At 47.0% G+C, this 15,954-nt stretch carries 13 protein-coding genes; all 13 read right to left on the reverse strand.

Annotated elements, in window-relative coordinates:
- Positions 1 to 924 precede the first annotated feature (924 nt).
- The 13 genes from A3CY_RS21980 to A3CY_RS0108520 all read right to left on the reverse strand — a co-directional run bounded on the left by A3CY_RS21980 (position 925) and on the right by A3CY_RS0108520 (position 15,943).
- On the reverse strand, positions 925 to 1,332 hold the full coding sequence (locus tag A3CY_RS21980; protein ID WP_026207457.1) for a LytR/AlgR family response regulator transcription factor: 408 nt from the start codon (positions 1,330 to 1,332) through the stop codon (positions 925 to 927).
- 112 nt (positions 1,333 to 1,444) lie between these two features.
- Complete coding sequence (locus A3CY_RS0108465; RefSeq protein ID WP_018337480.1) at positions 1,445 to 2,530, reverse strand: TlpA disulfide reductase family protein; 1,086 nt, start codon at positions 2,528 to 2,530, stop codon at positions 1,445 to 1,447.
- Between the two features lie 65 nt (positions 2,531 to 2,595).
- Positions 2,596 to 3,393, reverse strand: coding sequence for a hypothetical protein (locus A3CY_RS0108470; protein ID WP_018337481.1), 798 nt, complete (start codon positions 3,391 to 3,393; stop codon positions 2,596 to 2,598).
- A gap of 11 nt (positions 3,394 to 3,404) precedes the next feature.
- Complete coding sequence (locus A3CY_RS0108475) at positions 3,405 to 3,998, reverse strand: hypothetical protein (protein WP_155828245.1); 594 nt, start codon at positions 3,996 to 3,998, stop codon at positions 3,405 to 3,407.
- Between the two features lie 138 nt (positions 3,999 to 4,136).
- A complete protein-coding gene (locus A3CY_RS0108480) occupies positions 4,137 to 5,225 on the reverse strand; it encodes a TlpA disulfide reductase family protein (RefSeq protein WP_018337483.1) in 1,089 nt (362 codons plus the stop codon).
- 142 nt (positions 5,226 to 5,367) lie between these two features.
- The gene (locus A3CY_RS0108485; protein WP_018337484.1) at positions 5,368 to 6,960 is read right to left on the reverse strand and encodes an ATP-binding protein; all 1,593 of its coding nucleotides are present in this window, start codon (positions 6,958 to 6,960) and stop codon (positions 5,368 to 5,370) included.
- Positions 6,961 to 7,081: 121 nt separating this feature from the next.
- Complete coding sequence (locus tag A3CY_RS0108490; RefSeq protein ID WP_018337485.1) at positions 7,082 to 7,837, reverse strand: hypothetical protein; 756 nt, start codon at positions 7,835 to 7,837, stop codon at positions 7,082 to 7,084.
- Positions 7,834 to 9,099 (reverse strand): hypothetical protein, encoded by a 1,266-nt coding sequence (locus A3CY_RS0108495; RefSeq protein WP_148375376.1) that lies wholly within the window; start codon positions 9,097 to 9,099, stop codon positions 7,834 to 7,836. The genes A3CY_RS0108490 and A3CY_RS0108495 overlap by 4 nt, the downstream gene beginning before the upstream one ends.
- Positions 9,100 to 9,157: 58 nt before the next feature.
- Positions 9,158 to 9,922: a hypothetical protein gene (locus tag A3CY_RS0108500; protein WP_018337487.1), complete on the reverse strand. Its 765-nt coding sequence runs from the start codon at positions 9,920 to 9,922 to the stop codon at positions 9,158 to 9,160.
- Between the two features lie 12 nt (positions 9,923 to 9,934).
- Positions 9,935 to 10,705 carry a hypothetical protein gene (locus A3CY_RS0108505; RefSeq protein WP_155828246.1) on the reverse strand — a complete coding sequence of 257 codons (771 nt, stop codon included), beginning with the start codon at positions 10,703 to 10,705 and terminating at the stop codon, positions 9,935 to 9,937.
- Between the two features lie 105 nt (positions 10,706 to 10,810).
- Positions 10,811 to 12,511 carry a DUF4998 domain-containing protein gene (locus A3CY_RS23530; RefSeq protein ID WP_018337489.1) on the reverse strand — a complete coding sequence of 567 codons (1,701 nt, stop codon included), beginning with the start codon at positions 12,509 to 12,511 and terminating at the stop codon, positions 10,811 to 10,813.
- Between the two features lie 13 nt (positions 12,512 to 12,524).
- A complete protein-coding gene (locus tag A3CY_RS0108515; protein ID WP_018337490.1) occupies positions 12,525 to 13,940 on the reverse strand; it encodes a DUF4959 domain-containing protein in 1,416 nt (471 codons plus the stop codon).
- A gap of 35 nt (positions 13,941 to 13,975) precedes the next feature.
- Positions 13,976 to 15,943 (reverse strand): RagB/SusD family nutrient uptake outer membrane protein, encoded by a 1,968-nt coding sequence (locus A3CY_RS0108520; protein ID WP_018337491.1) that lies wholly within the window; start codon positions 15,941 to 15,943, stop codon positions 13,976 to 13,978.
- Positions 15,944 to 15,954 lie beyond the last annotated feature (11 nt).

Consider the following 15,954-nt stretch of genomic DNA (forward strand, 5'->3'; position numbering starts at 1 on the left):
CCCCTCTATTCAGCCCCTCGTGCCTCCATCGTTGAAAGCGGGTGCAAAGGTAAAGCTTATTTTTCAACCTCCAAATTTTTATCAAGTTTTTTTGAAACTTTTTTTNCGAGGTTTCCCGAAACCTATCTGTCCAGTATCTCGTTTAAGCTTCTCTCGTCGCTTGCCCTCTCTCTCGAAAGCGGGTGCAAAGATAAGGCAATTGATTTCCATTTTCCAAATATTTCAAGAACTTTTTTTTGATTTTTTTACAATACCATAGATATCAAAGCGTTGAAAAATCACTAGAGCGGGTTCCAAACGGCCCTACACCACGCGACAAGCGCGATTTTACCGTGCAGGCTACGCTTTTTCCAGGCAATCACGGTAAATAATCATACCGTGTTACCAACGAGTAACCGGTTTCTCTCCTTTCTCTTTCCTTGCAAACTCTTTTCAAAAACTTTCCCGAAGGTCTTTGAAACGAGTTTAAAACGAGTTTGAAAGGAATTTGTTCCCTAACTACACCGGAACTACTCCCCGTCTTCAACGGAAATTCCCCTATCATATTCAACCGTTCCACATAGTCCTGACAGAATCACAGGAACATCGTCATATATGCCGGAAGATACAATACACGAATCTCAAAATGTTTTTAGCGAAAAACTACACGAATCTCATTTTCTTCTATCACACCTTACCCCTAAGTTATCCAGTGATTCTATTCCATGAAAAATGCCATATTCCTGAGAAATGCCATTCAACTACCTCCGCGATCCCCATTCACTCCCGTTTCACGGCCGGTACAAGAACGTCCGTAAGCGGCTTTGCACCCGTCTTCACCGGGAATCCACCCTATCATAAATCCAAAATCATAAATTGACAAACCTTCCACCGGAGCCCGCCGATAAACTTATCCACGAGACCGGTGAATATTAAATTATAGGATTACTCCTCTCGCCCCATTTTCGGGTACACCCGGGAAGTATCCAGTATATTAAGACAAGCCAACACGTTTTTCCGGTAATGATCCCCGATCGGGAACCATTTCCCGTGGGAACGCAAGGAGTTGCCCGCCCACGTGTCGACATAACGTAGGTTCAGGATAAATCCACGGTGGACACGGGCAAAATACGCGTCCGGTAGTTGCCGCTCCACGACACCCAAACGGCACGCCACGGTGATCCGGGATTTATCTTTTAAATAGAAATCGCTATAATTAGCCGACGCCTCGATCCAAACGATGTCGGCGTAAAAATATTTCTTGTAATACTCGTCCTGGCGAATAAACAAGCCATCTGCCACCAAAGGTGACTCCATCCAAGGCGCGTTCACACCCGATAAATCTGTTTTCATAGACAATTAAAATTATGCCTCATGAAATATTCACCGACGGGCGGAAACGATAAACAAAGGGAGGAGTCACATTGCGATCTTCCCCCCCTACACACCTAAAATGAAAAGCACTTTATTTCTTTCTCTTCTTCGTCAACTCCGCCAATTTCTCGCGAAACTCGGGAAGTGATACTCCACGGGCGACGATGCGATTCTCGGCGTCAAGCAGGAAATAAGCGGGGAGGTCGTTTACCAGGTAAAGGCGGACGATCTCGGAATCCATGCCCTTGAGGTCGGAGCCATTCGTCCAGATCATACCGTCAAGCCCGATGGCTTGCTTCCACATGGCGTGGTTATCGTCCAGCGCCACGCTGACGATCTCCAACCCGCGCGGGCGGTATTGCAGGTAAAGTTTCACCAGGTCGGCGTTGTCCCGCCGGGAACTCTCCACCCGTGCCGCCCAGAAATGCACCAGTTTCCACTTCGCGGGAACGTCGTGCAGGCTAAACGTGTTGCCATCCGGTTTGGCGAGCGTGAAGTTCGGGGCAACCTCGCCGACGGCGAGTTTCTCGTACTGCTCCAAAGCGGCGGCAATCCGCTTGCCGGGGATCGTGGCACGTGCCGCCTCGCCCAACAGTTCATACTTCGAGCGCAAGCCCTCTTCCGTTTCACTGCCGATACCAAGGGCAATCACGTGCGCCGTGGCGTACTCGTCGGGGTTCGCCTTGATCAACTCCAGCGTGGCGTTCACCGACGCCTCGTAAGCCTGGTCCACCCGGGCTTGCAAGGCGGCTACATCCGCCCCGGGCTGTCGCGCCTCTGCCGCCACCTTCGCCTGCTCCGCCATGAACGACTGGCTGATNCGGGTGAAGCGGGACAGCAATTCCTGTTGCTTGCCACCCTGTATCAACGCCCCGGCGTTGCTGACGTTTATCATGAAATTGGCGTTCTCCAGGATCAGGGGGATCATCCCCTCCCCGTTAGCCGGGGTGAGGTAAGCCGCCACGGGGCGCAACACCTTGCCCGTAAAAACAAACGTCCCGTTTTTAACCCCGATCGTGCCCAACGTGTCGGGCTTGCCGCTCTCCTCGCTGACCAGCAAGAGCGTTCCATCCGTCATATTACCCATTTTCCCGCTAATTTGAAAACCCTCTTGGGCTTTACCGGCGAGCGAGAATGCCATCGCCAAACCGAAAAACAATACTTTTCTTTTCATCATTCATTAAATTTTAGGTTTATAACTAATCTTCTTAAATTTAATTCTTCAAGATCTTTAACGCGATCCTAATAAAACACGTCATAAAATACGGATCCACTAGGCACCACCCCTCCATTTTCCCTCATTTTATCCAAAAGACAGGCTCGCACATCAACTATAAAATAATTTTTCCAGATGTCATATTTTATCACATGTTGATAAAGATCATCATCCTCATTTAGCCTCGCTTTTGTCACGATTTCCTTTTCTATCTCGTGGAATCGATCCACCGGGAAGGTTCTCCAGAAATACGCTTTACTCTCGACAGAATCAAATGTCCGTTTGGAATACATTTCTTTCCACTTATCAAGAGCTTCTTTATCATAATAGCCTAAACTTAACAATCTTGAGTATATACTATCGAATTTCCACTTGTCATTTTCATCGTAATCGCAAATATTTTTAGGCAGAACAAAAACAATTTCCCGTACCCGTAAAGAAGAATCCAACACAGAATGAACATAAAGAGATGCGTTCTGACAAATCACCTCTCCTATTTCTTCGTGAGTCAAATGCCCATATACAATTTCAAAAATAGTATTCTTTAAGCTGTCAAAATGAACATTTGCCTCATATATATTTTTTCCCAATAGTCGACCTTCATTACAAAGTGTATCATATTTATTATTTACATTCCTCAAAAAAAGGAACACATCACTTTTTTTCACCTCGTAATTCACATTTTTTCCAGTCAATGTATCTCCTGTATTCAAACATTCCAAAGGAATTCCGTTTACACATGAAACTCGTTTACCGTTTGTACCCTGAGAAAACAAAATCCCATAAACTGACATCAAAACCAATAATAAAACCAATTTTTTCATATTTCATTTATTTACATTAAACCTGAAAGAATACAAACTGCATATGGAGGTGGTCCCATCCGCCAACCCAAAGAAGAAGAATACAATGGATGTAATCCGATTTCCCCTAAAGCTATCAAAAACGCATTTTGAAACATAGATTCATTTGTAGGTTTTCCAGTATAAATATCAAAGAATTTCGCTAACTTTTCTATCTTTTTTTCAAAATTACGATCCCTTCCCCTCAACGCCTTAAATTCTTTATTTGCCATACCACAATAAAAATATTGTCCTAAATAAGCTTCAATTTCATTTTCCAAATAATATGATAACTCACCCTTTGGTTCTTGAGCCATATGAATTAATTCATGAAACACTAATTGCAACACCTCATCAGTAGACATATCTACAAAATTATATTCCACACGCCCATCTCCCTGGTATCTGAATTCATGCCTCAAATTCAACCTATTTACAAAAGTTGCTGTTACCCCACTATTTCTCAAAGCTTCGGCAGCCCTACGCAAAAGTCCCTCTCCTATTTTTGTTTCACTTATTCCAAAAAGGACTTCTTTAATTTCTTGTGGAACATTCTGAAATTCAGCCGGGAGCTCTTTCTTTTTCATGATTTGAAGTTTAGGAAATAACAAGTCTTCCTGTTCCACCTCTAGTGTAGGCTCGGCACAACTTCCCAAAAAGGAAATCGCAATCAAAAGCAATAAATACCTTATTCTTATCATATTTTATCTATAAAATCTTCATATTTATTTATTTCCCCCCAACAACTCCGCGATCTTTTTCTCCAAGGCTTTGCCCCGGAGGTTTTTGGCGATGATGCGGTTGTTCTCGTCAAGGAGGAGGGTGTGGGGGATGCCCCGCACGAGATAGCGGGCGGCGATTTGCTTCTGCTCGTCCATGATGTTCAGCCATGTCATTTTTTCATCCTGCATGGCTTTCTGCCAATCCGGGGCTTTCGTGTCGAGCGACACGCCGATGATTTCTAAGCCGGCTTCACGGTACTTCTTGTAGATTTTCACCACGTTGGGCATTTCCTGACGGCAGGGGGCGCACCACGATGCCCAGAAATCGATTAACTTCAACTTCGCCTTTACGCCATGCAGGGAAACCGTCTCGCCTCCGGATGCGGTCCCGGTAAAATCGGGTGCCACGGAGCCCGGCTCCACTTGCTTGAATACCGCCAACTGTTGGACGATCGCCTGACCGTAAGGACTATTTTTCGCCGTTTCGCCCAAGCCGTCATAAACGGCTTTCAACGAGGTGTAATCCATCTGCCCCATGCCGGAAGCGATCACGAAAGCCGTCACGGGCGAATCCTTGTAGGCGCGGAACAGCTCCGCCTGCTTCGCCCCGACGTCCTCCATCACTTTCTGGAATTGTTGCTGCAACGCCTGCAGCTTCATCTGGTTCTGCTGGGCGTAAGCCGCCCGGGCTTCTTGCTCCATAAGCATCTTCTCCCGGGCGATCACCTGGTTGAGAGCGTTGTATTGATTCAATACTTGCTGCGACTCCCCGCCCCCTTGCACGTCAATGCCGTTCTCCCCCGCCACGATCGTGTATTCCAGGTTCTCGAGCATCAACGTCGCCACGGGCTGCTGCTCCGCCGTCAAGATATAGGCAAGCACCATCCCGTCGACCCGTCCTGCGAACTCGAAATCCCCGTTCACCATCACCGCCTCGTCCAGTTTTACCAACCCTTCCGCCCCGCTCGCCGCCAACACGAGATCTCCCGAGAGCGTTCCTCCCAAACGTCCCGTGATTTTAAAACCCTCTTGTGCCACGCCCGACACGAACGCGCAAATCACTAACAACATAGATAACACTATTTTTCTCATAATTCTTTCACTTTATATTATTCATTTCATTTTCTATTTATCTCGTTACCAGACACACGGGGACAGCAGAAAACATCGCGTCCCGCCTTTTCTATGAAGACAAGGCGGGACGCAAAAAATTATGGTTATATGATGTGAAATTTTACTCTATCGCTTTCCAGTCGTCCACGGTTCCCGTGTCCGAGGAGAAACTGACTCCGACACGGTGCAGATGACGGGGATCTTCCAGGTAAGGCAAGGCATAACCCTTCTCCTCGATCTGACGCAAAGCCTCATCAGCAGTCCCGTCCAGCTTGAACTCGAAGATGTAAACGTGAGCGTCCGTTTCAACAATACAATCCACACGCCCCTCGCTTTGCTGCTTCTCGGTGTACACCGTGTAAACGCTCACCAGGCGCATCAGCAGGTAGAAGGTGTAATGGAAATAACGCTCTTTTTCCCGTTCGTTCTCTTTCCGGCGCATCGTGTAAGGGATACTACTCAAGAAAGAAGTCAACAAGCTCCGAAATTTCTCCGTGTTGCCTTGTTTCAATGCACGAGCACCAACCCGCACCCAAGAAACCGACTCGTCCGATGATTTAAAATAATCTGCCGCCACCAGGGTCACGAACCCTTTCTTTACCTCGTTGTTCGGGAAATCGAGCAAATACGTGTCTTCCTTCCCGTCGTACCCCTTGATCGTCAAGTAACCGCTCTGGTAGATCATTGGCAACGGCCTCTCCATGTCTGCCTTGTAATCCACGAATTCCGGGGTCTCGTAATAACGACCGGTCAACTCGTCCAGATTCTCCCGCGTGTGGTTCAACAAACGAATCAAGTAAGACGGCGTGCCACTTTGAAACCAGTAATCGGATATTCTTTTTGATTTAAAAGCGTTCAACAAACTGAACGGGTTGTAAATATCTATCATGCCCGCCCCGAAATGATAACCATCATATTGCGTTTTCAAAAGCTGTTTCGTTTGTTCTACTGTCAGCTCATACTTCCGTGCCATTTCCTCTATCGAGCCAGCGAAATAACTTTCCAGTTCCACCCCCGTGATCCCGCAAAGCGCCTCGAACTGTTCGTCCATGCTAATATCCTGCGGCTGGTTGAAACCACTGAACACGCTCACTTGCGAGAATTTTGTCACCCCTGTTAGGAACACGAACTGCAAGTGCTCGTCTGCCGCCTTGAATACCGAGTAAAAGCCCCTCAACACGTTGCGGTTCCGATCCTCCAGCAGCATCCGGTTTTCCCCCACCACGGTTTCCAGACCCGTGTCGAGCACATCGAGGATCGGCTTGTCGTACTCGTCAATCAACACCACCGCCCGGCGACCTGTCCGGAGATGAGCCTCTTTCAGCACTTGGATGAAACGCATTCCCCGGTCCAGACCTTGATCCCGGGGAACAGCGTAAACCTTTTCCCATGCGGAAATATGCCCCTCGATCACCTTCTCTAGCGTGCCCTCCTCTTGAAAATCGCTCCCGTTAAAATCAATATGGAACACGGGATAAGTAAACCAGTCTTTTTCCAAGCAGTCGATTGCCAAGCCCTTGAAAAGTTCCTTTCGCCCGAGGAAATAATTCTTCAGGGTCGATACCAAAAGGCTTTTCCCGAAACGACGGGGACGACTTAAAAAATAAATCTTTCCCTCTTTTACAAGAGAGTAGATCATATCGGTTTTATCCACGTAAACGTAACCATCTTCGATGAGCTGATCAAAACTCTGGATGCCTATCGGGTATTTCATTTGTTATCTTCATCTTAGTTATTACCACAAAGATAGCGAAAAACCAAGAGAATGCAATATTTTCCACGTCCCAATATGTCAAAGAACTTTTATCTCTCTATTCGTTATTTTAAATAGAAACCTATTCCAACTTAGATCTTAACATCTCTTTTTTCCAATCTTCTATTGCACACTCTCTCACTTCTCTTGCCTTTTTCAAATCACAGATATACTCGTAGAAGATACTAATCTGTAAAACATATGCGAAATCCCTTGCCATTCCCGGGGGCAGTGTGACTTTCTCCACGATGTCCTTTTCTATTTCATACAGCCGGTCAGGATCAAAATTCATCCAAAAGCCGTCGCTCGGGGCGGCAGGCTCCTTCTTCCGATACACGGGTTCTTTTACCAAACGTTGCACCTCTTCACCAGTATCTTTACGTATAAAATTCATTGGACGTTCTATTGTATCCGGGATTTCACCGGCACGCTTCCGAACCCCGTCCCGGTACATGCCATCAAACAGGAACCATTCCACCTGTACCAGCTTATTATCGACAATCCGAACCATCGTTTGAAAATAATCCGAGGGAAAAGATTTCGCTATTTCACGAAGTTTCCTCAATTCTTCCGGTAATAAACGATCGTGAATAATTTTTGCTATCTGCATCTCAATATCCCATGTTTGAGCGGCACAATTGATTATATCCATCACTTTCACTTCGGCGGTATCCGATTTACGCGTGTTTTTAATAATTCTGCCCCACGGGAAAGAATTTTGTTCTTTCACTTCATACGTCACATGCTTCCCTTTCACCGTGCCAAGTTTAAATACCTCTTGCGAGAACAAAGAACTCACGCTAAATAAAATTATCCATGATAAAATCATCTGTTTCATAAATCTCGGTTTAATCGTTTCACACGCCCTTGCACGACCTCGCACTCCATATCGCAACACTCTGCATCGTAACGGTAATTACCGTCATCAACCACTCCGCCCAACCCGATCTTAAACTTTCCCGTGTACCACGATGCCTCTATCGGTTCCCCGTTGTTGCCGGGGGCAAGCACCGACAAGGGGATCATTTCTCCCGTGCGGGCGTTACGAATTCCGGTCAACCACAACTGACCATCCGCTATCTGCCAGCGGGCACGATACCCCCGCGGATGCTTCAAGGCAAACGCCCCTTTCAGGCACGGGCGCAAACGGGTCATCAAACGGGGATCCGCCTGTAAAAGTGACACATCTTTCACCCGGTAGCCGCACCCGTCCATATCCAAAGAATCCGGGCAAAGCCACAATTTCAATTGCCAGTTCATGTACTCCGGACGAGGTATACCTTTTCTCCAGGTCACCTTGAACACGTGAGGCTGAATCTTTCCATCAAGCACCAGCACCTCCCAGTCCGTCATCAATTGAACACACGCCATAACCTCACGAGTGTACGGGTGTCGATGACCGTATCTTCTATTCTTTTCTTTATATTTTCTTTCCCACACGGGCACCGAATCCTGACCCGGTTTCAGAAAACGATAAAATGACGTTACTTTTATCCTATCCACCGTTCCGTCAAGTCCCGGCCAAAGTTTAACTGACAACGAGGAATCTCCTTCCCACTCCATACCGTTACCGTTGAACAGCATCTGCAAAGTAACCCAACTTTCCTCATTCGAACCTTCCCGCAACGAATTATGTTTCTCCTCGCTTGACACGACCCGCCCTCGTCGAAGCGTGTAAATCGTTTCATGTTCATAATGACGATTAAATCCCATGTGTTTATAATACACACATTCCCCCCTCACCACACGTATATCCCCGCTAAACCAACGTGCGGCAATTCGCCCGTTCTCTCGATAAGCATCAAAAATACCACGAATATCCACCAAATCCCCATCCCATGTTTCAAGTTTCTCCAAATATAATAGCCCTGCTTCCAGTCGCCAAGTACCAATATATTTTCTCCAAAGTCCCGTGACCATTCCAGCCCGTTCAATCCGTTGAGAAACTTTTCTCCGCAACACGGTATCCGCATTAATCGGACAAGACAACATCCCTAAAGTATCCTGCCCGATAATTATTCGCTCCGCGAATTGTCCTGTCGCTTTCGCCGCACTGGCGAAACAACACGAGCAAATTACCGTTAAAATCAATATTTTCATAAATTTGTCATTCATAGCGTTCATCTAAAATTCAATGTCATTTCCTTGTTCCCGATAATCAAGGCAAACTTCTCATGGAGAAAAATTTCAACACGCCGTAAACACAAGGTCTTTTTGTATCCATGGCTTTACGCATCAAAGCCAAACGTTCTTTATCCCCGAGAGTTCTATCCCACAACTTTTCTGTTGTTTCTTCCATTATCTTTTTGTCCCGACGGCTAAAATCAAAATTATCGGGATTGAACGGATGCCTTGCAACGACGTCGCGGATCTCCTGCAAATCTTTTTCCGATATTCCCTCGGGAGATGGGAATATTCGGAAATAAACCGACAACACCTCACCCGTGTTGTTTACCAACGCATAAATAGAAAGGTCTATTCTCCCCACACGGTTTTTCAACCGTTCTGCCCATGCTGTCGCAGCCTCTGTCCATTCCTTGGGATAAGGTTCCGATACATTCTCTTTTTCCCAAAGAGAAATATCATCTCCTAACAACCAAGTAAGAAGAGTATCCATCGAATTTACTAAAGGTTCATCTTCTTCATCTTCATCTAGATCTATTCCTCTTTTTTTTAAATTCACACGCGTAATGGAGTCTGATCGAAGTGCATGGATTGATTTTTTCCCCGTCGGATATCCAATACAAAAATCTTTCTCTAAAACTTCTTGTTGTAAAACTTTAAATTTTTCTTCAAAATCCAACGGGATAACAAAACTGATATACGAATTTTCTATTTTTTTAAAGTTCCGGAACTCCTGCCCTTGTGCGTTTGCACTAAAATACAACACAATCAAGAAAAAATAAAATATCTGTTTTTTCATAATACTTCTGTTTTAATTTCGCCATTGACGACGTAAATAATAAATCAAAAAAGAGGGACAATAATATGTTGTTGCAGCACCCCCAGCCCACTCTTTATAACGCTCTCTAAACATTTCTATCAATCTTTCTTGTGCAATTCCGTTATCTCCTGATAATTCAAAATTAGCAATCTGAGAAACGAAATCTTTGTATGCTTTACTATTTAGACCTTCTGAATTAGAAAAACGATCCCACATTTTTAATGAAAATACATCCGTCATCAATAAAACCTCAAACTCTGATTGAAGTTCATTTTCTTCCGTGTATTCCACTCCTGCCAAACCTGTTTGAAAAGCATGCAAAAGTTCGTGCAAAATAATCCAAGGGGTAATTATCCCTCCCTCATACCTGAAATAAATAATATGATTCCTGGAATCATAAATGGCATCTTTATCAATATATTTACCATCAAACATATTAGGATCTATCGCACATTGAATCTGAACCCCTTTCCTATATAACTTTTTTGCCATTTTACTCAGGATATAACTTTCATTCATTAAACTTCCTCCCGCCCGACACAACATTCCATGCTGATTTTTGCTTAAGAAATAAACTCCCATTCTACCAGTTACCGACTCCCCATTTGTCTGTGGAAAAAGCGAACTAAAAGGAAAAGGATTCGGATTAACATCCATTACATTTTCTTCATCAAGAAGAGAATCTTCAAGCGACATTTCTTGATAACAGCTACACCACAAGCAAGTGAAGCAAACCACTACTATATATCTTACTCTTTTCATAATTGTATCGTTAATAGTTATCCATCCCGGCAAGCGAGAAGGCAAGCGGGGAAAAAAATCCCTGCCCCGCGGGGGGCAGGGAAAGCACGCACCAAAAGGGTCTGGTTACTCGAACGTACAGGGGATAAATTTACCCAGACGCAAGCAATATTTTGTCATGCTGGAGATTTCTCCAATCGGGCGGTTTGACATCCGCAGGCGGATGTAACGCACGGGGGTACGCAAATCTTCCGGAACCACGAGGTAGCTTTCCTCGCCGGGAGTGTTCCCGATAGAGAAACTACCGTCCGTGTGGTTGGCTGCCGTCCAAGTTAAACCGTCATTCGAGAACTCCACGATAATGTTCTGCAACAGGTAGTCGGGATCGCCTTTCTCGTTACGGGTCGGTTGCCCCACCTTAAAACCGTCCAACCGCCGGGGAGTCTTCATGTCAAATGTCACGGAAACAACACCGGCACCCACGGTTTCCGCCGGCTCGAAATAGACCTCTTCTTCATATTCATCTCCCCAATACTCATCCACGAAACGACGCGGTCCATCGAAGAGCAAATTAGCCACCCCGTTATTCTTGTAACCATTATATACTGTATCGGAACACGTCATTTCCCAACCCGTGGTATCCAACAATGTACACGCAGGTTTGGCTAGCAAATTCTCGTTTCCCTTCTCCTCGATCACCAAATCTGTCAACTTCCCGGCTTTCTTGTACGCTTCCAAGAAAGTTGATCCAAACCCATCTCTTTGGTAGAAATAGTGCTGGTTATAGCGTTCCACGGTAAACTCGGGACGGGTCGCTTTCAGGAATTGCAACGTCACCAGCCCCACGTATTCATCCGTGTTGCTGTGATTGTTTCTAACGTATTTCTCGTCCATGTAACGATTCTTGCCGAGAATCACCTTCTTCAAGTTAGGTAAATACATCAAATCCTGCAAAGTATTCAGGTCGAAATCAATCTCCAAGGTCTCCACGTTATTCACTTCACTTTCCCAGTTCGGTCCGAATTGCCCGATCATCAGTTGCGTGAAGTCCGTTGCCCACAACCGCTCATCCAAGCTCAACGTCTCGTCCTTGAAATCAATTTCATCCACACAGCCCTCCAATTTTCCCTTCCGTTGCACGGTGATCGGCTGGTTGAAATCAATATCCACGCCCTCCTCATCGGGCAAAAGAAAAAGGTAATCGCGTCCCAAGGAAACCTCGTATCCCCAATAATCATAGGCAAGCGAATCTCCGGAATGCTCCTTCATATCCCACTTGTGCTCGACTCCCCCCTTATCCTTGAAGCACAATAACATCTCCTTGATATTGTCATTGCTCTGGTCGAGAGCCACCATCAATTTGTCGCCCATGCGGCTGAAAGCGGTAATGCCACGCGAGAAGGCACGCAAATCCTCGTGCTCGTAAGTATACGGACGGCCATACTTTTCCTCCACCAGCGATTCCCTGTTATCCGCAGACAAGTTGCTCACCCGCACGGTGTACATGGCATCCGCTAAATTCTCGATGTAAATGGTATCCATCAAATCGCCGCTATCCGGGTCACAGGGGTCCACGAACACCTCGCCCGACCCGTTATCGGAGCTCCACGTGATCTTCACCTTCTTCACCCCGGCATCGATGTTGTGTTTCCATGTCACCTGCAAACGTTCCCACCCCGGGTTCACGCTCACCTCGGAACATTTACCCAGGTAGCGGATCATCCCGTCGCCGGCAAACTCGTCGTATGTCTCTTCTAGGCTCTCGCTGCAACCTGCCGTCAAGAGCGCCGCGAACAAACCGATCGTATATATAGATTTTTTTATCATAGCTGTTCCTTTATTAGTTTTCCTTCTTTACAAATACTTCCAACTCGTCGAACGTAATGTACTCCTTGGCATTCTCTTCATATCCATTCGGATAATAAGTCGTCCAACGGTTACTCATCCACGTATCCTCCACGATGAAGAATACATAGCGGAAAGCCTCCCCGAAATAATTGCATTTCATCTCCAAAGAGATCGGTTCTGCCGCCTCAAACGTCTTGTCATCCTTGTCCTTGTACGCATCTTTCACCCAATCCACCGGACCTCGATCGTAATCCGAGAAACGACACCATGCATTTTGGTAAAAATTATGCCAGTAGGGAGATTCATCCAACGCGTAAAGCTGGGTACACTCGTTCAAAGGCACGGATTGGGGGTCTGCCGCATTCGTCCCGTACACCTTGATTTTAGCCGGCAAACGGGAAGTGTAAACCGCATTCCACAAATCGCAAACAAACATATCGAGGGTCGGATCCGGCCAGCTGGGATTGGCATACGGATAACTCCACCCGTGATACAAGAACGCATCCCCGCGCAGCATTGCCGGCACCTTCGGGGTTCCGAAATCAATCACAAAACGTTCGTTGAAGGCGTACGGACCTGCCACGAAAGTACCGAATTTATATTTACTCCCTTGTTGGCAATTCTTCCGGTAATTGGCTCCTTTCTTTTGCCCGTCAAACAGATACTTCACCCCGATCTGGTGTTCTTCGTCCTCGATTCTAAACTCATCCGAAAAGGTGAAGGTGAATTTGTCTGGGGACAACTGCTCCATTGCCAATGCATCTATTTCACTGTAAGTCTGTGTCTTCACCACATTCCCCTCGAAATCGTCCGTCCGCACGACCACCACCAGTTCGTCCAACGCCTGCTTCAACTCGAAGTTCAGCGTGTCGCCCCCCTCGAGGATAGGATAACTGCCTATCAAGATATTATCCTCCTGCTTCGTGAGCGGATTGATCCCGACATAGAAAATATGCACGGTTCCTTCCACGACATCCGGAGACTTGTACATCACGTTGAACCCACCCCAGAAGGGATTCACGCTCAAGTTATCGAAAAGAGCCACCGGGGCGGATGCCTCCGTGCTGAACGTCATCTCGATCGGGGCGGATTCCTCCAAATTGTTGTTCAAGAACGTCAGGCGCACCGGCTGATCGGTCCGCGCCTCGGCAAAACCGTTCAAGAGCAAGGAGTCGGCCAGATAGGTACCCTCCTTCACCAATTGCCGCCCGTAAGCGTCGGTATAACAAGCCCGTATCCCAAAGATATCCATGTTATCGGGCAAACGGTAGCGCATCACCGCCCCACCGGGCACCGGCTCGAAAGAGATTTTCCGGAACTCCACCGGCACGTCGAAGCCAACGTCCTCATCGTCGCTGCACCCCATGAAACCGAAAAACGCCAATAATAAAAATAATATCTTTCTCATAATGATTTATAATTTATAATTTACGATTTATGATTTTACCATCCGGGATTTTGCACACAACCGGCAGTCTGCACCTCCTCGCTCCGGATAGGCCAGAAATAATCGCGCGGGGCGATGAACTTGTTACCGGAATAAACCACCACGGGACCTTTCCCGTTGTTGTAGAAACTCTTGGCATCACGACCGACCACATTCCACCCGTAGGATTTCTCGTTGAACTCGATATTCGCAATCTTCCAACGGCGTACGTTCCAGAAACGATAGCCCTCGAAAGCGAACTCGATGTTCCACTCCTGACGAATAATGGCACGCATACCGGCCGTGGTTTTCACCTTATTCGGGTCTTTGGCATTCTTCCAAGCCACCTCCACGTCCGGGATGCCGGCACGTTTGCGCACCACATTCAAATACTTGTACACCTCGGCATCGGGTGCTGCCTTGCTCTCGTTCAACGCCTCGGCTGCAATGAGGTACATCTCCGCCAAACGGAAAATCGGTGCCGGACGTTCTCCCAAGCTACCCAACCCACTTTGGTGAGCCAAAAGCGTTGCCTTGGAAGAGGTGCCTTTTTTCACGTAATACCCGGTAAGATTTTGCGGGTCCGTGGAAGAAAGACGCTTTTCCTCCAATCCTGCCGATTCCCCCTGGTAGGTCTTCACCAGATAAATATTGTTCACCTCGGTTCCCAACCGCCAATAGCAACGGTCTGCGGCAATGTTGGCATAAAAACGGGGTTCACGACGGCGGTGCAGGTTCAACGTGGGTTCCTCCAACGAAACCACGTCCGTGTATTTCGGGTCCGTTTCCTGGCTAAGCCCGTAGGGATTTCCTCCTCCGACCCATTTCAAATCCTGGTCGATCGGCAACCCGTTCTCCGTGTAGAACATCTCCACCATTTTTATACTCGGGGCAAGGCATGCCCCGGGCAGCGAGTGCATCGAGCCGTCGTCCATTTTGGGCAATATCAGCCTAAACCAATCTTCATCACCCCCCTGCAACCGGATCATATAGAGCACCTCGTCGCTCAACCAACCGTAAGTTTGGCAGGATTTCTCGATATCCAACATATACCCTTGCAGTTCGGTGTTTGCAGAACTCCCTTGAACCAAGGCTGCCGAACCGTTTTCGCGGCAATAATCGATGACATCAATGGCGGCTTGGGCGGCACGCTCCCACTTTTTCGGGTCGGGAGTCGCGCTGAACAGGGGTTCTCCCTCTTTGTTCGTGAAATTCGCGTAGTCGGGATTGCCGTTGAACAGGTCGGAAGCCTGGTAACACAATGCCCGCGCCTTCAACGCCATCACGGCTTCCTTGTTGAAATAACCTCTCCGTTCACTCTTCTTTCCCGTACAAGAAGGGAGGGTTTCCACCACCTCGTCGCACAGGCGCACGATATAATTGAAACAAGTGTCCACGTGGCTACGGGGCAATTTCAAGGTCTCCACATCCTGATTCGGGTCAACGTGGTCCGGCACAATCATCACCGGCCCATAGCGGCGCACCAGTTCGAAATAGTAAAACGCTTTCAAGGCAATCACCTCCGCCTTCCACTCGCTCTTGTCCTTTGCCGGAAGGTTGTAAACGTTATCGATACGGGTAATAAAATGATTGCAGAGCACTATCTGCGTGTAAAAATCTCTCCGGTAACTCCCGGCGGCCCCCCCCGAAAATACATTGAACCAAGTATCGTCGCAAGGATCCAACACGCTCTGCCTGCCGGCAATAATCTCCAATCCCGTGGGACGTTGCCAATCAACAACCGTATTCCTCAAATAAGTATCGGAAACCAATTCATCGGATGCCGACATAGCGACATTATCAGACCACCCGTAAAGATCCTGCATATAGACGTAGGCACTCTTCAACCACTGGTACGCCTCGTCGTAGGTTTCAAATTCGGAATCAATCGTGGCGATATCCTCCTCCGGCACCACGTCCAGCCAACTGTCGCAAGAAACGAACAGCAGGAAAGGAATAAATAAATAAGCTAATAGACGCTTCATATTATCTCTGG

The sequence above is a fragment of the Butyricimonas synergistica DSM 23225 genome (assembly GCF_000379665.1).
Lineage (GTDB): Bacteria > Bacteroidota > Bacteroidia > Bacteroidales > Marinifilaceae > Butyricimonas > Butyricimonas synergistica.

What these genes read in the sequence shown, in the direction of transcription:
- A3CY_RS21980 (WP_026207457.1), bottom strand. Translation starts at nt 1,332, where the DNA reads ATGAAAACAGATTTATCGGGTGTGAACGCGCCTTGGATGGAGTCACCT.
- A3CY_RS0108470 (WP_018337481.1), bottom strand. Translation starts at nt 3,393, where the DNA reads ATGAAAAAATTGGTTTTATTATTGGTTTTGATGTCAGTTTATGGGATT.
- A3CY_RS0108475 (WP_155828245.1), bottom strand. Translation starts at nt 3,998, where the DNA reads ATGAAAAAGAAAGAGCTCCCGGCTGAATTTCAGAATGTTCCACAAGAA.
- A3CY_RS0108480 (WP_018337483.1), bottom strand. Translation starts at nt 5,225, where the DNA reads ATGAGAAAAATAGTGTTATCTATGTTGTTAGTGATTTGCGCGTTCGTG.
- A3CY_RS0108485 (WP_018337484.1), bottom strand. Translation starts at nt 6,960, where the DNA reads ATGAAATACCCGATAGGCATCCAGAGTTTTGATCAGCTCATCGAAGAT.
- A3CY_RS0108490 (WP_018337485.1), bottom strand. Translation starts at nt 7,837, where the DNA reads ATGAAACAGATGATTTTATCATGGATAATTTTATTTAGCGTGAGTTCT.
- A3CY_RS0108495 (WP_148375376.1), bottom strand. Translation starts at nt 9,099, where the DNA reads ATGAAAATATTGATTTTAACGGTAATTTGCTCGTGTTGTTTCGCCAGT.
- A3CY_RS0108500 (WP_018337487.1), bottom strand. Translation starts at nt 9,922, where the DNA reads ATGAAAAAACAGATATTTTATTTTTTCTTGATTGTGTTGTATTTTAGT.
- A3CY_RS0108505 (WP_155828246.1), bottom strand. Translation starts at nt 10,705, where the DNA reads ATGAAAAGAGTAAGATATATAGTAGTGGTTTGCTTCACTTGCTTGTGG.
- A3CY_RS23530 (WP_018337489.1), bottom strand. Translation starts at nt 12,511, where the DNA reads ATGATAAAAAAATCTATATATACGATCGGTTTGTTCGCGGCGCTCTTG.
- A3CY_RS0108515 (WP_018337490.1), bottom strand. Translation starts at nt 13,940, where the DNA reads ATGAGAAAGATATTATTTTTATTATTGGCGTTTTTCGGTTTCATGGGG.
- A3CY_RS0108520 (WP_018337491.1), bottom strand. Translation starts at nt 15,943, where the DNA reads ATGAAGCGTCTATTAGCTTATTTATTTATTCCTTTCCTGCTGTTCGTT.